Source organism: Bartonella sp. B39 (assembly GCF_053795145.1).
The window spans coordinates 1,147,504-1,168,469 of sequence record NZ_CP200036.1 but is presented as its reverse complement, the minus strand read 5'-3'; the positions used below and the strand labels follow the sequence as shown (position 1 = coordinate 1,168,469).

At 38.3% G+C, this 20,966-nt stretch carries 16 protein-coding genes, 1 other RNA gene and 1 pseudogene; 7 read left to right on the top strand and 11 right to left on the bottom strand.

Features of this window, described 5'->3' with window-relative positions; genetic code table 11:
* Window positions 1-152: 152 nt before the first annotated feature.
* The 3 genes from V4P57_RS05535 (at window position 153) to ligA (ending at window position 4,985) form a co-directional block, all read left to right on the top strand.
* Window positions 153-1,046, top strand: a complete 894-nt coding sequence (locus tag V4P57_RS05535) for an outer membrane protein assembly factor BamD (RefSeq protein WP_455465600.1) — start codon at window positions 153-155, stop codon at window positions 1,044-1,046.
* 6 nt (window positions 1,047-1,052) lie between these two features.
* Window positions 1,053-2,714, top strand: a complete 1,662-nt coding sequence (gene recN / locus V4P57_RS05530; protein WP_455465599.1) for a DNA repair protein RecN — start codon at window positions 1,053-1,055, stop codon at window positions 2,712-2,714.
* A 111-nt stretch (window positions 2,715-2,825) separates the two neighbouring features.
* On the top strand, window positions 2,826-4,985 hold the full coding sequence (gene ligA, locus V4P57_RS05525; protein WP_455465598.1) for an NAD-dependent DNA ligase LigA: 2,160 nt from the start codon (window positions 2,826-2,828) through the stop codon (window positions 4,983-4,985).
* Window positions 4,986-5,271: 286 nt separating this feature from the next.
* Here the strand turns inward: ligA and V4P57_RS05520 are convergent, their stop codons facing one another.
* From V4P57_RS05520 to V4P57_RS05510, 3 genes are read right to left on the bottom strand one after another with little or no spacing between them, the layout of a single operon-like run.
* Window positions 5,272-7,098 carry an aminopeptidase P family protein gene (locus tag V4P57_RS05520; RefSeq protein ID WP_455465597.1) on the bottom strand — a complete coding sequence of 609 codons (1,827 nt, stop codon included), beginning with the start codon at window positions 7,096-7,098 and terminating at the stop codon, window positions 5,272-5,274.
* Between the two features lie 16 nt (window positions 7,099-7,114).
* A complete protein-coding gene (locus tag V4P57_RS05515) occupies window positions 7,115-7,984 on the bottom strand; it encodes a 50S ribosomal protein L11 methyltransferase (RefSeq protein ID WP_455465596.1) in 870 nt (289 codons plus the stop codon).
* A 31-nt stretch (window positions 7,985-8,015) separates the two neighbouring features.
* Window positions 8,016-8,597 (bottom strand): SCO family protein, encoded by a 582-nt coding sequence (locus V4P57_RS05510; RefSeq protein ID WP_455465595.1) that lies wholly within the window; start codon window positions 8,595-8,597, stop codon window positions 8,016-8,018.
* Window positions 8,598-8,727: 130 nt separating this feature from the next.
* Between V4P57_RS05510 and V4P57_RS05505 the strand changes: the two genes are divergently transcribed.
* The gene (locus V4P57_RS05505; protein ID WP_455465594.1) at window positions 8,728-9,351 is read left to right on the top strand and encodes a chloramphenicol acetyltransferase; all 624 of its coding nucleotides are present in this window, start codon (window positions 8,728-8,730) and stop codon (window positions 9,349-9,351) included.
* Between the two features lie 67 nt (window positions 9,352-9,418).
* Here the strand turns inward: V4P57_RS05505 and V4P57_RS05500 are convergent.
* The 5 genes and pseudogenes from V4P57_RS05500 to ssrA all read right to left on the bottom strand — a co-directional run bounded on the left by V4P57_RS05500 (window position 9,419) and on the right by ssrA (window position 13,415).
* Window positions 9,419-11,763, bottom strand: a pseudogene (locus V4P57_RS05500) (ATP-dependent helicase).
* A gap of 120 nt (window positions 11,764-11,883) precedes the next feature.
* Window positions 11,884-12,135, bottom strand: a complete 252-nt coding sequence (locus V4P57_RS05495) for a ribbon-helix-helix domain-containing protein (RefSeq protein ID WP_455465593.1) — start codon at window positions 12,133-12,135, stop codon at window positions 11,884-11,886.
* Window positions 12,136-12,146: 11 nt separating this feature from the next.
* A complete protein-coding gene (locus V4P57_RS05490) occupies window positions 12,147-12,329 on the bottom strand; it encodes a DUF4169 family protein (protein WP_455465592.1) in 183 nt (60 codons plus the stop codon).
* Window positions 12,330-12,341: 12 nt separating this feature from the next.
* Complete coding sequence (locus tag V4P57_RS05485) at window positions 12,342-12,887, bottom strand: SspB family protein (protein WP_455465591.1); 546 nt, start codon at window positions 12,885-12,887, stop codon at window positions 12,342-12,344.
* A gap of 170 nt (window positions 12,888-13,057) precedes the next feature.
* Window positions 13,058-13,415, bottom strand: a transfer-messenger RNA (tmRNA) gene (gene ssrA, locus V4P57_RS05480).
* A gap of 95 nt (window positions 13,416-13,510) precedes the next feature.
* On the opposite strand from ssrA, the gene V4P57_RS05475 reads away from it, so the two are divergent.
* Window positions 13,511-13,816 (top strand): DUF2853 family protein, encoded by a 306-nt coding sequence (locus tag V4P57_RS05475; protein ID WP_455465590.1) that lies wholly within the window; start codon window positions 13,511-13,513, stop codon window positions 13,814-13,816.
* 79 nt (window positions 13,817-13,895) lie between these two features.
* On the opposite strand, the gene V4P57_RS05470 is transcribed toward V4P57_RS05475, so the two are convergent.
* From V4P57_RS05470 to V4P57_RS05460, 3 genes are all read right to left on the bottom strand, one after another.
* Window positions 13,896-15,203, bottom strand: coding sequence for an MFS transporter (locus V4P57_RS05470; RefSeq protein WP_455465589.1), 1,308 nt, complete (start codon window positions 15,201-15,203; stop codon window positions 13,896-13,898).
* Window positions 15,204-15,734: 531 nt separating this feature from the next.
* On the bottom strand, window positions 15,735-17,042 hold the full coding sequence (locus tag V4P57_RS05465) for an MFS family transporter (RefSeq protein ID WP_455465588.1): 1,308 nt from the start codon (window positions 17,040-17,042) through the stop codon (window positions 15,735-15,737).
* A gap of 1,059 nt (window positions 17,043-18,101) precedes the next feature.
* Window positions 18,102-19,409, bottom strand: a complete 1,308-nt coding sequence (locus V4P57_RS05460; RefSeq protein WP_455465587.1) for an MFS family transporter — start codon at window positions 19,407-19,409, stop codon at window positions 18,102-18,104.
* A 203-nt stretch (window positions 19,410-19,612) separates the two neighbouring features.
* Between V4P57_RS05460 and V4P57_RS05455 the strand changes: the two genes are divergently transcribed.
* A complete protein-coding gene (locus V4P57_RS05455; protein WP_455465586.1) occupies window positions 19,613-20,407 on the top strand; it encodes a thymidylate synthase in 795 nt (264 codons plus the stop codon).
* Window positions 20,404-20,913, top strand: a complete 510-nt coding sequence (locus tag V4P57_RS05450) for a dihydrofolate reductase (RefSeq protein WP_455465585.1) — start codon at window positions 20,404-20,406, stop codon at window positions 20,911-20,913. The genes V4P57_RS05455 and V4P57_RS05450 overlap by 4 nt, the downstream gene beginning before the upstream one ends.
* Window positions 20,914-20,966: the final 53 nt, after the last annotated feature.

The following is a 20,966-nucleotide window of genomic DNA, read 5'->3' as shown; positions in this document are numbered from 1 at the left end:
TTGAAAAAATTTTCCTATAGCTTATTTGATTTTTAAGGGGATGATTGACCTAAGCCACTAAATTAGTTAGTGGATTTTAAAGCGATATGGTATAAAAGCTTTTGATAAATAACTTTTGCTACAAGGTGATATTCTCTGGAGGCCGGAAAACTATGACAAAATTTTATGTATGTATTGAAAATATGGCGGATAGGAAGTCTAACATTGTACGCACGGTATTGGGGGTGATGCTTTTGGGGAGCACCTGCATGTTAGCAGGTTGTTTGTTTAAAGAGAAAAATACCCTTGATCCATCTGCATATGTTTTAAAAATGGATCCACCAGATGTTTTATATAATCAGGCACTTGCTAGCCTTGATAGTGGGCGGCTTGGGGATGCATCGAAAAAGTTTCTTACGATTGAAAAACAGTATGCTTATACGGATTGGGGACGTAAATCTTTGGTGATGGGTGCTTTTACAAATTATAAGCTTGGTAAGTATGATGATTCAATTAGCATGGCTCAGCGCTATATTACTCTTTATCCAGGATCAGATGATTCCGCTTATGCTTATTATATTATTGGTCTTTCTTCCTTCCGTCGGATTCCTGATGTTACACGTGATCAACGTGATACGAAACGTGCTATTGCTGCTATGCAGCTTCTCATAGAGCGTTATCCTAATTCTGAATATGTTGAGGATGCTAAGGCAAAAATACGTTTTGGTCGGGAACAGTTGGCTGGTAAAGAGATGCAGGTTGGTCGTTATTATGAAGAGGGTCGGCGTTATCTTGCTGCTAGTAGAAGATTTCGTACTGTGGTTGAAGAGTATTCCGATACAAATCAAATTGAAGAAGCGCTTTTCCGCTTGACGGAAGTTAATCTTGCTCTTGGCTTAACTGCGGAAGCGCAGACAGCAGCAGTTATTTTAGGACGTAATTATCCAAAAAGTGAATGGTATAAATTCTCTTATAATTTATTGCAGAAGAATAGTATGTCACCAAAGGAGCATAAATCTTCTTGGATATCAAATGCTTTGAGTGGTGATAAGAATAAGGCACGTTGATTTTCTATGCTGGTACAGCTTTCGATTCATAATATTGTTTTGATCGAAACGCTTGATATTCATTTTACAGCGGGTTTATCGGTTTTGACTGGAGAAACGGGTGCTGGAAAATCTATTCTCCTTGATGCTTTGTCGTTAGCTCTTGGTGGACGTGGTGATGCTTCTCTTGTGCGTCATGGTGCTGCTCAAGGGCAGGTAACAGCTGTCTTTGATGTGCCTGTTTTACATCCTGCGCGCCAAATTATCCGTGAAAATGGCTTTGATGATGAGGGCGATATCATTTTACGGCGTGTACAATCAAGTGATGGTCGTAGTCGTGTCTTTATCAATGATCAGGTGGCTAGTGTTGCTCTGATGCGTAATGTTGGGCGTCAGTTGGTTGAAATTCATGGGCAACATGATGATCGCGCGCTTGTAGATGTTGCGACACATCGCCAGTTATTAGATGCTTTTGGTGGGCTTGAGGGTGAAATGAAAAATTTGCGCCGGTGTTATCAGATATGGCGTGAATTTGAAGAGCGTTTGCAACAACAGCGTGTCAAAGTAGAGGATGCTGTGCGTGAAGCTGATTATCTTCGCGCGTGTGTGGAAGAGCTTGATAAACTTGATTTTCAAGTTGGTGAAGAGGATGCGTTGTCTCTTCGTCGTGCGGATATGCTTAAATTAGAAAAAATAGCGATGGATATTAAGGAAGCTGATGATCTTTTAAGTGGCCCAAAATCGCCGATACCTGTTCTTTCTAATTTGGTGAGGCGTTTTGAGCGGAAAATTCCTGAGTCGCAAGAGCTGATTACACCTGTGGTCAAATCTATTGATGATGCGTTGCATGCACTTGCAACAGCACAAGAAGGTCTTGAAGCTGCAATACGGGCATTGGATTTTGAACCTGGTGAATTGGAGCGGATAGAAGAGCGTCTTTTTGCTCTTCGTGGTTTTGCTCGTAAATATCAAGTTTCTGCTGACGAATTGGCTCAGTTGCGCAATAAGATGGATGCTGAACTCGCTGATTTTGAGGAGGATCAGATCATATTGATGCGTTTTGAAGATGAGGCGCGGGAAGCACAGAAAAATTATGACACATTGGCGCAAACGTTGTCAATAAAACGTCGAGAAGCAGCAAAGCGTTTGTCTGAAAGCGTTATGGCTGAGTTGCCAGAATTGAAATTGGAAAAGGCAGAATTTATCGTTGAAATGCAAAGTGATGTTGAAAGACGTAGTGCAGAGGGGATAGATCGTATCGAATATTGGGTTCGGACAAATCCTGGAACACGTGCTGGACCGATGTTGAGTGTTGCTTCTGGTGGTGAATTGTCTCGTTTCTTATTGGCATTAAAGGTTGTTTTGTCCGATCGGGGATCAGCTCCCACATTGATCTTTGATGAAATTGATACGGGGGTTGGTGGAGCTATTGCAGCTGCTATTGGGCAACGATTGCAGCGTTTATCGGAAAGTGTTCAGGTTTTTGCTATTACGCATGCGCCGCAGGTAGCGTCGAAAGCGCACAGCCATTTTCTTATTTCAAAGGTTGAAAGTGATGATGAAGGATGCTTTGTTACGGGTATCCATAGAATGGAAGAGCATGAGCGTGCAGAAGAAATTGCCCGCATGTTAGCAGGAGAACAGATTACTAAAGAAGCGCGTGCAGCTGCTCAAAAGCTCCTTGCGTAGGTATAATTGATAAGCGATAAAAATACTGGCGAATATGCGTTTATTTGGGTTCTATTCGTGACAAAAATTTGAGATTCTTATGGCCATAACCCATACTTTGGGATAGATTTTATGAACAAGGATGCAATTAAAAATTTAACTGCTCTTGAAGCAGAAAGTGAATTGGAGTGGTTGGCAAAAGAGATTGCACGTCATGATGTGCTTTATAATAATCACGACCAGCCTGAAATTTCTGATGCAGAATATGACGCTCTTCGTCGCCGTAATGCAGAAATTGAATCCCTCTTTCCGGAGCTCATTCGTTCAGATTCTCCTTCACATAAAATTGGGGCACCGGTTTCTGAAAAGTTTGAGAAATCTGTTCATGCACAGGCGATGCTTTCACTTGATAATGCATTTAACTTTGAAGATGTTAGCGAATTTATTGAGCGTATTCGTCGTTTTTTACGGCTTCCAGCAACACAATTATTGGAAATAACAGCTGAACCGAAGATTGATGGTTTATCTTTGTCTTTGCGCTATGAAAAAGGGAGGCTTGTACGTGCTGCAACGCGTGGTGATGGATATGTCGGTGAAAATGTAACTGCAAATGCACGAACAATTTCTGATATTCCAAAATTCTTGCAAGGCGACTTTCCTGATATTATTGAGGTTCGTGGTGAAGTTTATATGGGGCGTGAGGACTTCCAAGCGCTTAATATGAGTCAAAAGGGGGAGGAAAAATTAGCTTTTGCTAATCCTAGGAATGCTGCAGCTGGTTCGCTACGGCAGCTTAATTCACGGGTAACAGCCAGTAGAAAGCTTAAATTTTTTGCTTATGCTTTGGGTGAAGTGAGTGAAATGCCAGCAGAAAGCCAAATAGGGATGATAAAAAAGCTAAAAGAATATGGATTTATTATCAATCCATTAACAAAAGTTTTTAAGACATTAGAAGAGGTTATTTCCTATTATCATCATATCGAAGAATGCCGCCATTTCTTAAGTTATGATATTGATGGAATTGTTTATAAGGTTAATGATTTGATGCTCCAGACGCGTTTGGGGTTTGTCTCTCGTTCGCCACGTTGGGCAATTGCGCATAAATTTCCAGCAGAAAAAGCGATGGCACTTTTGGAAGGCATTGATATTCAAGTGGGCAGAACTGGAGCATTAACCCCTGTTGCGCGTCTTGCACCTATTACTGTTGGTGGTGTGGTGATCACCAATGCGAGTTTGCATAATGAGGATTATATTAAGGGAATTGGTCATAAAGGAGAGCCAATTCGTGAAGGGCGTGATATCCGTGTAGGCGATACAGTGATTGTGCAACGTGCTGGTGATGTGATTCCTCAAATTGTTGATATTGTTGCTGCAAAGCGTCCAAAAGAGGCCTCTGCTTTTGTTTTTCCTCACTTATGTCCAGCATGTGGGAGTCATGCTGTTCGTGAAGTGGGGGAAGCTGTGCGTCGATGCACTGGTGGGCTTATTTGTCCTGCACAGGCAATTGAGCGTATTTGTCATTTTGTTTCACGCAATGCCTTTGATATTGAGGGACTTGGGAAAAAACAAGTGGAGTTCTTTTTCCATGTTCAAGATGAGACGCTTTGTATTCATACACCAGCCGATATTTTTACTTTACAACGGCGCCAAGAAAAATCTCTGGTGCATTTAGAAAATATGGAAGGTTTTGGTACTGTTTCAGTTCGTAAGCTTTATGATGCTATTAATGCACGCCGAGAAATTCCTTTAAGCCGTTTTTTGTTTGCATTAGGAATTCGCCATGTTGGAGAGGTTAATGCGCGGCGTCTTGCACGAGCCTATCAAAGCTATACAGCTTTTGAGATGGCGGCGATGACGGCTATTATGCCATGTGATAAGATTGATACAGAAGGAAATGAGGCTTGGATAGAGCTTACCAATATTGAAGGAATTGGACCACAGGTAGGGAGCGCGATTCTTGATTTTTATCAAGAAGCGCATAACCGCGAGGTTTTGTCTGTTTTGCTTAAGGAAGTTACACCTCTTGATGAAGAACTTGTGATGACAGATTTTTCACCAATAGCAGGAAAGATCATTGTTTTTACAGGAACTTTAGCACAGATGTCACGCGATGAAGCAAAAGCGTTAGCGGAACGGTTAGGCGCAAAGACCTCCGGTTCACTTTCTAAAAAAACGGATATTCTTATTGCAGGAGCTGGGGCGGGATCGAAATTGGCTAAAGCACAAGAGTTAGGTATTGAGGTTATCGATGAAAAGACTTGGTTGCAGTTGATTGAGGGGCATTATGTTTAAAATTTTTCCTTCAAGAACGATAAATACACCAGTATTGTCATTCATCTCATGTAAAGCATCGTTTGTACTTGTGTGCTAGAATGAGGAATGCTGATACTCTTTTTCTTTTCTTGAGATTGTTATGGTATCTCTTGTTTCGCGAAGAGCTTTGATTTATGAATATTCCAAATATGACTGTTCATATAAAGAGCTGTTCTTATATACTTTGATGAAAAGTCCGTGTCTTTCTTAAAAAAGATAAGGAGGATTTTTTTATAGAAAGAGTAAAAGTTGTAAGCTCTTTCGCTTAAAGAGGCATGGTTGCTTCTTTTACCCATTTTTTATCTTCTTCATTTAAGTAAGGTGCATTAACCTGATAAACATGTGCATGGTAATCATTAAGCCATTGTCGCTCTTGCAATGTCAAAAGCTCTGGGAGGATTAAGCGTCGATCAATGGGGCAATTTGTAAGTGTTTCAAACGAGAGCATTTCTATATCTCCACCATCAATTTTTTGCGCTGGCTTCACAATCATCAAATTTTCAATACGAATACCAAAAGCACCTTCGCGGTAATACCCAGGTTCATTAGAAATAATCATTCCTGGAATGAGTTCCTGGCATCCATTGCGCGAAAGATTTTGTGGTCCTTCATGAACAGAGAGATAAGACCCAACTCCATGACCAGTGCCATGGGCATAATCAAAACCCGCTTTCCATAAGGCGATGCGTGCTAGAACATCAATGTCTTGTCCACGTGTGCCTTTTGGAAATCGTGCGGTTGAAAGAGCAATCATGCCTTTGAGAACAAGAGTGAAACAACGTTTTTCTTCTTCTCCAATATTTCCAATTGCTACTGTGCGTGTAACATCTGTCGTGCCATCACGATATTGCCCACCTGAATCAACAAGATAAAGTTCACCAGTATTTAATTGTTTATTTGTTTGGGTCGTTACACGATAATGAACAATGGCACCATTTGCACCTGCTGCTGAGATTGTATCAAAAGAGAGGTCTTCAAGCTTTTCTCCCATTTCTTTTGCTGTTGTTATGCGAAATTCTTCTAATTTTTTTGCAGCAGAAATTTCATTTATTGTGCCGAGTGTTTGTTTATCTAACCAAGAAAAAAAGCGGGTAAGTGCTACACCATCGCGCAGGTGTGCTTTGCGCGCACCGTTTAATTCCGTGTTATTTTTAATGGCACGTGGTAGAGAAGCGGGATCAGTAATCGTAATAAAAGAGCCTCCTTGTTCTTCAATAGTGGTGCGTAATTTTTCGCACGTTAGCCGTGGATCTAAGGCAAACACTGTTCCTTTTTGAACATCATCTTTGATCTTTGGAATAAGCTGTTCTGGTTCATATAATTTTGCATAACGTTCCAAATATTGTTTTTGTTCTACACCAATTTTTTTGCTGTTAATGAATAAGGCTGGTGTTTCTTTAATTGGAATGAGAGCAAAACAAAAGGAAAAAGGTGTGTTGGAAACATCATTGCCACGTATATTAAATATCCATGCAATAGAGGAAGGGTCTGTAAAAATAAAAGCATCTGCATTGGTTTGCTCGATATTTTGGCGAATCAAAGTCAGCTTTTCATCAGTACTGTATCCTGCATATTTGAGAGGATGAATCGATAAAGCAGATTGTGGTAATTGTGGTTGATCATGCCAAATAAGATCAATGGGATTTGGTTGAATTGCTATAAATTTCCCACCTGCTTTAATCTCTAGTGCTTTTTTCAATGTATCTGTAGCAGCAATGGTATGAAGCCATGGATCAAAGCCAATAGAAAGTTTTTTCTCATTTTTTTCAAGCCATTGTGAGGGAGGGCAAGTTATGAGATCTTCATAATCAAAAATATTAGGATCAGTTTGTTGGCGAACTTGGAGCTTATATCGCCCGTCTGTAAATATGATGGCTTTGTTTTTTAAAATCAGTGCAATCCCTGCTGATCCAGTAAAGCCGGTTAGCCAGCTAAGGCGTTGAGCATGAGGAGGGACATACTCTCCTTGATGTTCATCTGCACGTGGAACAAGAAAACCATCGAGCCCAAGGCGATCTAGTTCTTTACGAAGAAAGGTAATGCGTTCTAGAGCGTGGGTTGGATTTGTTGTCGTTTCAAAAGATTGATACATAACAACGTCCTTTCTTTTATTTTAGATGTATCGTAATCCATCCTTGACGGTGGTATGTTTCAATGTGTTTCAGACCTTGTTGTACATAAGCCTTTAGAACATCTGCATGTTGTTCTTCAAGGATCCCAGAGAGTATGAGTGATCCGCCTTTTTGGAGTACCTTTACCATTTCTTGTGCAAGTTCGATCAGAGGATTGGCAAGGATATTGGCAACAATGAGATCAAAGGGCGCCCGTGAAGCAATTTCATCATGGGAAAAACTTGTTGCTGTGACGGCTGTGATATATTTCTTTACACCATTGAGTTGGATATTGTGTTGTGTAACTTGAATAGCGACAGGATCAATATCAGATGCAAGTATAGAAATAGGTTTGAGCATTGCGATGCCGATGGCCAGTACCCCACTGCCGGTACCGAGATCAAGTGCATTTTGGGGATTTTCGTGTTTCATCACTTTAGCAATCATTTCTAAACAACCAGCTGTTGTTCCATGATGTCCTGTACCGAAAGCTTGATTTGCTTCAATTTCAATAGGTAAAACATTGGATGGAATGTCGCCTCTATTGTGGCTTCCATGAAGAAAAAAAGGTCCAGCATGCACAGGTTTTAGTCCTTCAAGGCTTTTTCTAACCCAATCAATATTAGGTAAAATTTCACGGTTAATTTTATCAGGATCTGTAGAAAGAATGTGTGCAAAACGTTTTGAAGCATTCTCTTGGCTTTCTTGGTCTACATAAAGTGAAAGCTCATATATAGAATTTTTTTCATCTATCTCTGCAAGAGCAAGAGGATATCCCTCTTCATCAAAGGCTTTTTCCATAAGTGCGTACAATTGTTCTGCTTCGTTTTTGAAGGTAGTACAATACAAACGAACTTGCGGCGACATGCTGTTCTTTCTCTTAAATCAGCTTTTAAATTTAATTCGAGACGAGTTTTTTAAGCCGTTCAATGGCAATATCATCTCTTAGTTCATCGTTGTCTTCTTTAATTTCATAAGGAATAACGCCAGCTAATTTTCCACCTTTTTTGAGTAAAAAAATTGCTGCTGTATGGTTATATGTATAATTTCCATCTGTTCCAGGGACTTTTTCAGCAACGATGTTAAAAGAATCTACCATTTTATGAACTTTATCAGGATCTCCACTGATACCAATGATTCTATTGTTAAAATTACTGAGATATTCATGGAGTATTTCTGGTGTATCACGTTCGGGGTCAACAGTAACAAACCATATTCCTAACTTATCGGCATTGGGGCCAAGAGCTGTAAGCCATCGATCAAGATTTATCAGTGTGGTAGGGCAGCTTTCAGGACACATAGTGAAGCCGAAAAAAATTATTGAAGGCTTGCTTCGAATATCAGCTTCAGTAATAGTTTCTCCATTGGAATCAGTGAGTGTAAAATTATCACCTAAGGGCTTATTTTTTAACGCATCATAAATAAAAACGCCTGCAAGAAATATGACTGTTAGCCCCAAGATGCGTATTACATTTTTCATAGTTTGACTCTCTCAGATAGACCAATGAATTGTAACATTGGCTGGTTAACTTTGCAATCTCTGTTTCATGATTGATTTTATTTACCTAGTCGGTCTTTTTATTTACGGAAAAATAATTGGTGGAAGATAAATGGATGGAGAGAAAGATTTTCGATTTCATGAAAGTGAGCCTCGTATCCATACGACAGCACGGCTGCATGGTTATAAATTGGAACGCTATGTGGAAATCAATGAGCGGGTGGTTTTGCATGATGCAATGGTTGGAGATTTTTCTTATTTTGATCGTAACAGTGAGGCTATTTACAGCAATATTGGACGTTTTTGTTCTATTGCATCTCATGTTTGTGTAAATGCGCTAGAGCATCCCATGGAACGCCGTTCAACGCACAAAATAACCTATCGTTCTAATGAATATTTTCGTTATATGGCATTAAATAGTGGTTTCCGCGAAAGGCACTGTGCAAAACGTGTTATCATTGGGCATGATGTGTGGATTGGACATGGTGCGGTTATTATGCCTTGGGTGACAGTTGGACATGGCACTATCATTGGTGCGAACGCCGTTATAACGAAAGATGTTATGCCTTATGCGGTTGTCGCTGGTGTTCCTGCAAAGCACTTGCGGATGCATTTTCCCGATCATGTGATTGAGTGCCTTTTGGAGACGCCTTGGTGGAATTGGCCGCTTGAAAAAATTTATAACGCATTGCTTGATATGCAAAACTTTCCAATCGAGGTTTTTATTGGCAAATAGAAAGAGCGTTCAGAATAAAATGAAAAAATAGTTTTTTGTTTGGGGGTGTGGTTTCATTATGTTTATGCTAAGCTTTGTCTACAAAACTATCGAGCACGCGCTTTTCTCCAGCTTTCTCAAACATAATAGTTAATTTATGGCCGTCTATTGCGGAAATATGACCATAACCAAATTTTATATGAAAAATCCGATCATTGATTGAAAAATCTGAAGGAATCTCAGAGACTGGGTGGGCAATAACTTTTTCTTCAATGTTTTTTTGTGTACGTTTCCATCCTGATTTCGAATAATCCTTATAAAAGGAATGTTGATGTTTAAAGTGCGATTTCCCATAACCACCATAAGATGTTGCCATTTCTACTAATTCTACATTTTCTTCTGGTAATTCATTAAGAAAACGCGAGGGAAGTGTAGATTGCCAAAGTCCATGAATTCTTCGATTGGATACAAACCATATATGCAGATGTTTTTTTGCTCTTGTTAATCCTACATAAGCTAGTCTGCGTTCTTCTTCTAAACCTGAACGGCCTCCTTCATCTAATGAGCGCTGATGAGGAAAAAGTCCTTCTTCCCAGCCAGGAAGAAAAACTGTTTCAAATTCAAGCCCTTTGGCTGAATGAAGAGTCATAATATTGACCGCATCAGTATTTTCATTGTTTTCAGCGTCCATAACCAGTGAAACATGTTCTAAAAAGCTGTGAAGGCTTTCAAATTGTTCCATAGAGCGGATCATTTCTTTGAGATTTTCTAGTCGCGTTGGTGCTTCTGGTGAGCGATCTTCTAGCCACATAGCTGTGTAGCCTGAATCATCAAGAATTGTTTCGGCAAGCTCTCTATGGGGGGTGTGTTGCAGCATATTTTGCCAGCGGCGGAAATTTTCTACAATGCTTCGTAAAGCACTGCGTGCTTTTGGTTTTAGTTCGTCCGTTTCAATTATTTCAATAGCAGCAGCAAAGAGAGGAATAGAGCGTGCACGTGCACTTTCATAAAGAGTGCGTAGGGTTGCATCTCCTAAACCACGTTTAGGTGTGTTGATAATGCGTTCAAAAGCCAAATCATCAGCCGGTTGGACAACAACGCGTAAATAAGCCATGGCGTCACGTATTTCCATTCGTTCGTAAAAGCGTGGACCCCCAATGACGCGGTAATTAAGACCAAGTGTTACAAAGCGGTCTTCAAATTCACGCATCTGGAATGATGCGCGCACCAGTATAGCTATATGATTTAATGAATGACCAGCTTTTTGTACTTGTTCAATTTCTTCTCCGATGGCGCGTGCCTCCTCTTGCGAATCCCATGCTGCATGAATTTTTACTTTTTCTTCTTCGTTATTTGTTTGATCAGAAAAAAGTACTTTTCCAAGTCTTTCTTGATTATGAGAAATGAGATGAGAAGCGGTTTTGAGAATATGTGATGTTGAGCGATAATTGCGCTCTAAACGAATAATCTTTGCAGGAGGAAAATCTTTTTCAAAACGTAATATGTTATCGATTTTAGCACCACGCCACCCGTAAATGGATTGGTCATCATCACCAACACAACAAAGGTTGACATGTTGTCCTTTTGATTGTTTGGCCAAAAGACGAAGCCAAAGATATTGTGCTGTATTTGTATCTTGATATTCATCGACAAGAATATAGCGGAATTTGGAATGATATTCGCTAAGAATATCTGGATTGTGTTGGAAGAGAGAGATAGAATGAAGTAAAAGATCACCGAAATCACAGGCATTAAGACTTTTTAATCTTTCCTGGTAGCTACGGTAAAGTTCTCGCCCCATACCATTGCCGAAGGAATAGGCATCACTTTCTGAAATACGTTCTGGTGAAAGTCCTTGATTTTTCCAGGAATCAATCATTATGGCAAAGCTTCGTGCCGGCCAACGCTTATCGTCCAAGCCTTCAGCTTGAATAAGCTGTTTTAAAAGACGAAGGACCTCATCGCTATCAAGAATTGTAAAGTTGCTTTTTAAGCCAACAAGTTCTGCGTGGCGGCGCAAAATTTTAGCACTGGTGGAATGAAAGGTTCCAAGCCAAGGCATGCCTTCAACAATTTCACCAATAAGTTCAGAAATACGCGTTTTCATTTCACGTGCCGCTTTGTTGGTGAAGGTTACAGAAAGTATTTGCTGAGGAGAGGCAAGACCGGAGCACAAAATGTGAGAAATGCGGGTCGTTAAAACGCGCGTTTTTCCAGTACCAGCACCAGCAAGAACTAAAAGAGGTCCTTCTGTATTCATGACGGCCTGTCGTTGTTCTGGGTTAAGATTTTCTAAATAATCGGCATCATTTGAAATCATATCGCATTTTTTCTTTTGCTATTATGCAGCCATTTAACCTAGAGATATTTTCATGCTTATGGAGAAAGGGGATATTCTTCAAAGAATGGTATGTGATCGGGAAAATTACTCATTATACCTTTTTTGTAGTATTTTTTTCATTTGAGCGCTAGGTCTAAAAAACTTTTCTTAAAAGCGCCATAATACCCTCAGTTGAATAAGAAGACAAAAATTGCAAAAAATAAAAACGGATATTAAAGGTGTTGGGTGATAACACTCTGAAGTGCATAAACGCGTAATGAAGCTGAAAGATTTACTTGTTGTGGTCTTTTTCTATCAATATCAGTGATAATGGAGGCTAAAGATTGTCCTTTTTTGCGTGCTATGGCTTTGAGAATGTCTAGAAACGGTTGTTCTAAAGATACACTCGTTGCGTGTCCATCAATTCGAACGGATATTTTTCGCAGAATCACTTTTGACAAATCGATGGGATTATTTTCATGCATTTCTTCTACTCTTATTTATCGTACCATAAACGATTTTGATCAAGAAATTTTTGTGCTTTTAAAGATTCTTTTTTTTCAAAAAGTTTTTCAGCTTTTGTTCGTCCAAAACGACAGCGATTCTCCACTGCATGAACAGCTCTTTCTGCACGCTTTTTTTGTTTTCGAAATTGGCGAAGGTTAATCGGTTTAGTCATGAGAAAGTTTATTTATTTTTTCCGAAAAGAATCTAATGAGACAACATCAGCACTCTGTTTGGTATCACTGTTTGAAGCTTCCTTATTTGTACTGAGATTTTGTTCTTTTGTGAGCGTATTTTCTTTTTTTTGTTCGTCCGATAGAGTGATAGGTGTGAGTGAGGTATTGTCTGAATTTTCACTCTCTCCAGAAGTAAGGTTTGACGGCAGGTCAAATGCTGCTTCAAATGCTGCTACAGGGTCATAAAATACTTGGATAGACGTGAAAGGAATTACTAACCTTTCGCTAATTTCCCTAAAAGATAATGTTACTTCAAAAGCAGTTTCTGATACACTTAAATCTCTGAATTGATGTTGTAATACGATTGTCATTTGTTCTGGATAACGGTTTTTAAGTCGAGTAGAAATTTTTACTCCCGGTACATTTGTCAAGAAAGTAATAAAAAAATGGTGATTACCTGGAAGTCCTGCTTTGGCAACTTCCGATAAAACTTTACGGATAACTCCACGGAGCGCATCCTGAACGAGAATATCGTAACGGATTTGATCTTGAACCATTGAAGTTTATTCCTCTTATTTCACATAGTAGATGAGCATAAATGATATTGTGCAATGAAATGTTTCTCTAAGGTAGCAATATTTTTTTTACAATGCACCTCATTAATTGAGAAAAACACGAAATTTTATGACAAATAGTGTCTGAAAGATCAATCAATAATACTTAAAAAAGTGAAGGCTTCTGTTGCCAGGTGCCTTCGAACCCCGCTTAAACCTGCGATGGTTTAAGGCTTAGTTTGAAACATTCGCACTGCGTCAAGCAGCGAGACGTGCTTCCGCATAGTTGTCATTTGCAACTACTCATTTAGTCCGATAACGGTGGTACTATGCCGAGTAAAAGAGCAATCTTTACGCCCTTGTCGATCCTATTTCGCCCCCACCAAAATATAATTTTTTGTTTATTATATTTTGGTGGAGGCGCCGGGTACTGCCCCCGGGTCCAATGAGTTTATTTCATTGTCCATTTATTACCATAGCTGGTAAATCAGCCCTCTAAATATAGATGAAAAACAGTCTTTGTAAAAGGGGGCTTGTTAATATTTTTAATCCTCTAGTTATTTATGAAGCTAGGTAACGCGGTTGTAAAATGCAGCTGCTAATTTTTGGAGAGGAGATGTTGCAGAATGATAAATGATCTAGAAGATATTAAATTATATGATCCAAATCCCGATGAATCTGCAATAGAAAGGCTTCGTCATCGTTTAGCTTTGGTGATGAAAAAGCAGGATGCATCACTTGTTGCTACATCGGATCCAAAAGAGTTAGAGCGTGTTGAAAAATGGGTTCAAGATGTATTGGCTGCTGATGAGCAGAGTGCTAAAGCTGCTGTTGCAAAAGTTGCAGAAATGATGTCTGGAGATCGCAGAAAAAGTCGTATGACTTTCTATTATTTGGTAGCCAAACAATTAAATGCACTTGATAAAATTTAAACAATTTTAAAATTCAATTTTTGCTCAATAATTATAAAAAAGCCCAATTTATTGGGCTTTTTTATTTAGTATAGAAGGGTTAATTGGCTTCGTCTTTTTGAAGATATCCTCCTTTGCTCATATCCGGTATAAAGAGGGTAGCAACGAATGCGATGATCATTACGCCGATTACGTAAAAATAAAAGAGTGACTCATGTCCCATATTTTTTAATCCAAGTGCTACATATTCGGCAGAACCACCAAATAATGCATTACCAATAGCATGAGAGAGGCCAACTCCCAGTGCTCGTACTGAAGAAGGAAACATTGCTGATTTTACGACACCAGAGATGGATGTATACATGCTCATAATACAGAGTATTCCAATAATGGCTGACAGTGCAATCCATGTATTATGCGTATGACCGATTATGAGAAGCCCAGGAATCGTAAAGAGAGTAGAGAGTGCACTCCAAAGGATAAGTAAATTTCTCGTTCCAATTTTATCAGCCAGAAAACCAAATATAGGTTGGAGCAATATGAAAATAAGGAGTGCAGCGGTCATTATAGTTGTAGCGGTATGTTTGTCAAAACCGGTGGTTGTTATCAGATATTTTTGCATATAAGTCGTACAGGTGTAAAATGTCAGAGATCCTCCAGAGGCGAAGAGAACAATTACAAAAAATGCTTTTGTGTGTTTGCTTAGAAGCTCTTTAAGACTCCCAGTGTTTTTTTGAGAGCGGCTTGCTTTGGTCGTTGTTTCATGCATCGAACGACGCAGATAAATTGCAATCAGTGCTCCAAAGCCACCAATTAAAAAAGGAATACGCCAACCCCATGTTCTTAATTGATCTTCCGTTAGATAAAGTGCCAAAATAAATATAGTAAAACTGGCTAAAAGTTGACCAGTAATAAGCGTACCAGATTGGAAAGAAGCAAAGAGACCACGGTGATTTTTAAGGGAAATTTCGCTTATATAAGTTGCAGCTGTACCATATTCACCACCTGCTGAAAGCCCCTGCATCATACGGATTAAGAGCAGAAGAATTGCTGCAGTTCTCCCTAAAGTTTCATAAGTGGGAAGTATAGCAATGAGAAAAGATCCCCCACACATCATAAGAATAGATATGAGCATTGAGCGTTTGCGTCCATAACGATCAGAAATAAAACCAAAGAGCCAACTTCCAATTGGGCGCATAAGAAAACCAATAAAGAAGATTCCTGCAGTTTTTAAAAATTGGGTAACAACATCGTCATCTGAAGGGAAAAATTGTGGTGCAAAGTAAATAGATGCAAATGAGTAAATATAAAAATCATACCACTCTACTAGATTCCCTGATGCGCTAGATATGATGGCGAAGATACGTTTTCTCGTATCATGTTGTATCAAAGTTGTTTCATTTTTCATGAAGTGTTCCCCTTTTAGATCTGTAGTTTATATTTTTTTATTTAAAGTTGTTTACGATTTGTATCGCCACAATTCAATTGGTATAATGATAATTTCTTATGAAAGCTATATGAGAAGGCTTATTTGGTTGTAGAATTGAGCCTTTTGAGGGGGTTATTTTGTAGGAAGATAAAAGTTGATCACATCGAATCTAAAAGGGAAGTGTGCTGAAAAGTAGATTTAATCTGGATGAAATGTTGGTAAAAAAGTGCTTAAATGGCTGTTTTAAAAGTTGCCGGTAGGATGTTTGGAGAGTGCAGAAAAATTGTATAATTTTTTATTACTTAATCACTAAACATTTGATAAATAACCTAAACAATACATAGTATTATAAACATGTTCTTCACTGTATAAAGGAACACAAATATTTCTTTACGTAGGGCAGTTACAAGAAGAGAATCATTTTATATTATTTGCTTCTTTTATTAAATATTTATACATTCATTATAAAAAAGCCTAAATTATTAGGCTTTTTTATTTTGTATAGAAAACTTAATAGACATCATTGTCTTTAAGATACCCTCCTTTGTCTATATCTGGCATCGAGAGAATTGAGATAAGTGCAATGATCATCATACCAACTATATAAAAAAAGAAGATAGTTTCATGTCCTATACTTTTTAATCCAAGTGCTATGTATTCAGCAGAACCACCAAACAGCGCATTCCCTATGGCAAAAGAAAGCCCAACCCCAATTGCTCTGATTGAAGCAGGGAATAGCTCTGCTTTTATAATACCAGAGATGGAGGTATAAAAACTCATAATACAGAGCATTCCAATAATAATTAATAGCGCAACCCATGCATTATTAGTGCTACCAATTACTTTCAGTGCAGGAATTGTACAGATAATGGATAAGGTACTCCACATGATGAGTGAAGCTCTTGCTCCAATTTTATCGGCTAGAGAACCAAATAAGGGTTGTAGTAACACAAAAATAAGGAGTGCAGCAGTCATTATTGTTGTGCCAGTCTGTTTATCAAAACCGGTGGTTGTGATCAGATATTTTTGCATATAAGTGGTGTAGGTATAAAATGTCAGAGATCCTCCAGCTGTAAAGCCAATAATCAAAAAGAAAGCTTTTTTATGATTGCGTAGAACCTCTATAATACTACCAGTATGTTTTTTAGAGCGGCTTGCTTTTGTCGTTGTTTCATGCAGCGAACGACGCAGATAAATTGCAATCATTGCTCCAAAACCACCAATTAAAAAAGGAATACGCCAGCCCCATGCTTTTAACTGATCTTCAGTAAGGTAAAGTGCTAAAATAAATATAGTGAGGCTGGCGAGAAGTTGACCTGTGATCGTTGTAGCATACTGGAAGGAAGCAAAGAGCCCGCGTCGATTTTTAAGAGCAACTTCACTCATATAAGTTGCTGTTGTACCGTATTCACCGCCAACTGAAAGTCCTTGAAACATGCGAATTAAAAGTAAAAGGAATGCTGCTGTTATTCCCAAAGTTTCGTAGGTAGGAAGTATGGCAATGAGGAATGAGCCACCACACATCATAAAAACAGAAATAAGCATTGAGCGTTTACGTCCATAACGGTCAGCAATGAAGCCAAAGAGCCATGCTCCAATCGGGCGCATAAGAAAGCCAATAAAAAAGATTCCTGCAGCCTTTAACAGCTGCGTAACGGGATCTTTATCTGTAGGAAAGAATTGCGAAGCAAAATAAATTGACGCAAATGAGTAAGCGTAAAAATCATACCATTCTACTAAATTTCCTGATGCACTAGATATGATAGCAAAGATACGTTTCCTTGTATCATCCGGTTCTAATATTGTTTTGTTTTTCATGAAGTGTTCCCCTTTTAGATCTGTAGTTTATATTTTATTTAAAGTTTACTACGGTTCATGTTGTATATCATAAAAAAATTAATTCTACAGTGGTAATTTTTTATGAGAACTATTTAAGACCGATGACTTTGCTTGTAAAATTATGTATTTTGATGGTTTTGTTTAAGTAATGTAAAATAATTATAATATTAGTAGGAAATATATGTTTTAATTTTTATTACTTGTTTAATAATATTAATTATTATTAGATAAATGATACATAAATATATGGTGTTTTTGTGGTAAAATTATAATTTAATTTTTATTATTGATAATAAGAAATCTGTAGTTATCTTAATTATAATACGATTTTTAAATTTCTTTAGATGGTAAAAAATTTATGTGTTTAATAAAACCATCATTTCGTCGTGCTTTTAATAAATATAGGGGAGTCTAAAGTGTAATACTTCTCCGTTTAGGTAATTTCTGTTGTTTTATAAAATGGAATTATTGTATGCATTTGTGCAGTGCTGGGTATTTATTGATAAATTTGCAATATTTTAAGAGGTTGATTTGTAATGCGCTTATGAGAGAAAACAAGGTTTTTCTTGGGTAAGGTTTATTATGCACATCCATATTGTGATGATCCACAATCCACACGTTTACAACTGAAAGTACTATTGTTGTTCATTTTCCTTTACACTTAACTGCTGTTGCAAAAAAGAATTTTTCAAAATGAAGAAGACGCAGTTTTTGTTATGGAAGGGGGGTGATTTTCAATAAAAGTTAATTATTATTGAAAAAATTCCTTTTTTCTTCGATTTTGATAAAAAGAGCGAATGCTTTTTAAAGGTGACGTTTGTTAAAATAGTTAAATATTTTTTGATCTTAAAGGTTATATTTTCGTAAAATCATAAAATGACATATTTGTAATAACAGAAAGTAATTTACTTTTTAGAGCTTGTTACAGAGAAAGTATTTTTTATGACATGAGAGGAGGGGAGGTTGTAAATATTCAATTTCCATATGACAGGCATAAAAAAGCCCAACGTCCTGAGCTTTTTTGATTAACATAAAAAGTTAATGAATATCATCACCTTGAAGATAGCCCTCTTTTCGAGCATCGGGCATCAAGAGAACTGCAATGAATGCAATAATCATCATACCAGTTACATAAAAATAGAAGACAGATTCATATCCAAGATCTTTTAATCCAAGCGCGACATATTCAGCAGAACCGCCAAACAGTGCGTTGGCAATAGCATAAGGGAGTCCAACTCCTATTGCTCGTACTGAAGCGGGAAACATTTCTGATTTTATAATGCCAGAGATTGAGGTATAAAAACTCATAATACAGAGCATTCCAATAATGACTGATAAAGCAATCCACGCATTAACAGTGCTACCAATTACATTAAGCCCAGGAATAGTAAAGGTAATAGATAAAATACTCCAAATAAGGAGTGAAGTTTTTGTTCCAATTTTATCAGCCAGAAAACCAAATGCAGGTTGAAGTAACATGAAAACAAAGAGCGCAGCAGTCATTATAGTTGTTGCGGTATGTTTATCAAAGCCGGTGGTTGTGATCAGATATTTCTGCATGTAAGTCGTATAGGTGTAGAATGTGAGCGATCCTCCAGCAGTAAAGCCGATAACTAGAAAAAAAGCTTTGCGGTGGTTGCTCAGAAGTCCCCTAATACTACCAGCTTGTGTACTAGAACGACTCTCTTTCGTCGTTGTTTCGTGGAGTGTGCGGCGTAGATAAATCGCAACAATTGCTCCTAATCCACCAATGGCAAATGGAATACGCCAGCCCCATGCTTTTAACTGATCTTCGGTGAGATAAAGCGCTAGAATGAATATAACGAGACTGGCTAGAAGTTGACCACCAATCAGTGTGGTGTATTGGAAGGAGCCAAAGAATCCACGACGATTTTTTAGGGCAATTTCGCTCATATAAGTTGCTATCGTACCATATTCACCACCGACAGAAAGTCCCTGAAGCATTCGGAGTAAAAGTAAAAGAATTGCTGCTGTTACTCCAATGGTTTCATAGGTAGGAAGTAGGGCGATTAAGAACGAACCACCACACATCATAAAAACAGAAATAAGCATTGAGCGTTTGCGGCCATAACGATCGGCAATGAAGCCAAAAAGCCACCCCCCGATTGGACGCATAAGAAACCCAATAGCAAAGACACCAGCAGCCATTAAAAGTTGTGTAACGACATTGCCATCTGAGGGAAAGAACTGTGATGCAAAGTAAATGGACGTAAAGGAATAAACATAAAAGTCATACCATTCTACTAGATTACCTGATGCACTGGACACGATAGCCCAGATACGTTTTCTTGTATCATGGGGTGCCAAAGTTGTTTGATTTGCCATACAGTTATCCCTTTGTGTGTTCATATTTGTTCACTTGATTCTGAAGTTGTTTACAGTGTTTTATTTTTTGCGTCATCAAAATTTTAATTTTATAATGCCAATTTCTTGTGTAAGATATTCTTTTTGGTGGGTTTGAACTGTATTTTTATGAATTTTGCTATTTCTCTTTTCCTGTGATGGGTAGAATCGGTCATAATGTTTATATGAAAGCTTATCTTGATTTTTTATTCCATGTTTTAAATAATGGTGTTGATCGTTCAGATCGAACGGGTGTTGGGACACGATCAATTTTTGGGTATCAGATGCGGTTTGATTTACAGGCAGGCTTCCCTCTGTTAACGACGAAAAAATTGCATTTGCGCTCGATTATTTATGAACTTTTGTGGTTTCTGAAAGGTGATACAAATATTGCATGGTTGAAAGAACATGGGGTATCAATTTGGGATGAGTGGGCTGATGAAAAAGGCGATCTTGGTCCTATTTATGGTTATCAGTGGCGCTCTTGGCCAGCTCCTGATGGACGTCATATTGATCAAATCAGTAATCTTTTGACTATGATTAAAAAAACACCTGATTCTCGTCGCCTGATTGTATCGGCTTGGAATCCGGCATTGATAGAGAAAATGGCTTTGCCACCTTGTCATTGTTTTTTTCAGTTTTATGTTGCTGATGGTAAGTTATCGTGTCAGCTTTATCAGCGTTCAGCGGATATTTTTTTAGGTGTTCCATTCAATATTGCTTCCTATGCGTTGTTGACTATGATGATTGCGCAAGTAAGCGGACTTAAAGCAGGTGATTTTATTCATACTCTCGGTGATGCACATCTTTATTCTAACCATTTTGAACAGGCAAAATTCCAGTTGTCTCGTATACCAAATGCTTTGCCGTTGATGCTTATAAACCCAGCGGTAACAGATCTTTTTTCTTTCAAATTTGAGGATTTTGAATTGCTTAATTATGAAGCGCAGCCACATATCAAGGCACCGGTAGCAGTATGACTTTTCCAGTTTGTTTAATTGCAGCTGTTGCAAAAAATGGTGTTATCGGTCGTAAAGGTACAATGCCTTGGCATTTGTCGACAGATTTGCAACGCTTTAAGGATTTGACTTTTGGTAAACCCATCATTATGGGGCGAAAAACTTGGGATTCTCTTGGGCGTCCTTTACCAGGGCGTACAAATATTATTATTACCCGCAATTGTGCATTCACGGCTGAAGGTGCTATTATTGTTCACTCTTTGCCTCAAGCTTGTGCTATCGCAAAAAGGGTGGCTTCTCAAAATGGTGCAGATGCAGTTTTTATTATTGGTGGTGGTGAAATTTTTCAACAAGGGCTGAATATTGCTGATAAAATATTCCTTACAGAAGTTTTAGATTCCATTGAAGGTGATAGTTTTTTTCCTGTTTTTGATAAAGAGAAGTGGACTATTATGCAAACACAATATATTCCAGAAGGGGAGAAAGACAGCCATCCGACACGTTTTGTAGTTTATGGACGAAAATAATCGTTTGTGATTACGTGGAAAGAGCCTGTCAGTTGTATTATAATGAGGTAAGA

What these genes read in the sequence shown, in the direction of transcription:
- V4P57_RS05515 (WP_455465596.1), bottom strand. Translation starts at nt 7,984, where the DNA reads ATGTCGCCGCAAGTTCGTTTGTATTGTACTACCTTCAAAAACGAAGCA.
- V4P57_RS05475 (WP_455465590.1), top strand. Translation starts at nt 13,511, where the DNA reads ATGATAAATGATCTAGAAGATATTAAATTATATGATCCAAATCCCGAT.
- V4P57_RS05535 (WP_455465600.1), top strand. Translation starts at nt 153, where the DNA reads ATGACAAAATTTTATGTATGTATTGAAAATATGGCGGATAGGAAGTCT.
- V4P57_RS05460 (WP_455465587.1), bottom strand. Translation starts at nt 19,409, where the DNA reads ATGGCAAATCAAACAACTTTGGCACCCCATGATACAAGAAAACGTATC.
- V4P57_RS05495 (WP_455465593.1), bottom strand. Translation starts at nt 12,135, where the DNA reads ATGCATGAAAATAATCCCATCGATTTGTCAAAAGTGATTCTGCGAAAA.
- V4P57_RS05470 (WP_455465589.1), bottom strand. Translation starts at nt 15,203, where the DNA reads ATGAAAAATGAAACAACTTTGATACAACATGATACGAGAAAACGTATC.
- V4P57_RS05520 (WP_455465597.1), bottom strand. Translation starts at nt 7,098, where the DNA reads ATGTATCAATCTTTTGAAACGACAACAAATCCAACCCACGCTCTAGAA.
- V4P57_RS05505 (WP_455465594.1), top strand. Translation starts at nt 8,728, where the DNA reads ATGGATGGAGAGAAAGATTTTCGATTTCATGAAAGTGAGCCTCGTATC.
- V4P57_RS05510 (WP_455465595.1), bottom strand. Translation starts at nt 8,597, where the DNA reads ATGAAAAATGTAATACGCATCTTGGGGCTAACAGTCATATTTCTTGCA.
- V4P57_RS05465 (WP_455465588.1), bottom strand. Translation starts at nt 17,042, where the DNA reads ATGAAAAACAAAACAATATTAGAACCGGATGATACAAGGAAACGTATC.
- V4P57_RS05485 (WP_455465591.1), bottom strand. Translation starts at nt 12,887, where the DNA reads ATGGTTCAAGATCAAATCCGTTACGATATTCTCGTTCAGGATGCGCTC.
- ligA (WP_455465598.1), top strand. Translation starts at nt 2,826, where the DNA reads ATGAACAAGGATGCAATTAAAAATTTAACTGCTCTTGAAGCAGAAAGT.
- V4P57_RS05490 (WP_455465592.1), bottom strand. Translation starts at nt 12,329, where the DNA reads ATGACTAAACCGATTAACCTTCGCCAATTTCGAAAACAAAAAAAGCGT.
- recN (WP_455465599.1), top strand. Translation starts at nt 1,053, where the DNA reads ATGCTGGTACAGCTTTCGATTCATAATATTGTTTTGATCGAAACGCTT.
- V4P57_RS05450 (WP_455465585.1), top strand. Translation starts at nt 20,404, where the DNA reads ATGACTTTTCCAGTTTGTTTAATTGCAGCTGTTGCAAAAAATGGTGTT.
- V4P57_RS05455 (WP_455465586.1), top strand. Translation starts at nt 19,613, where the DNA reads ATGAAAGCTTATCTTGATTTTTTATTCCATGTTTTAAATAATGGTGTT.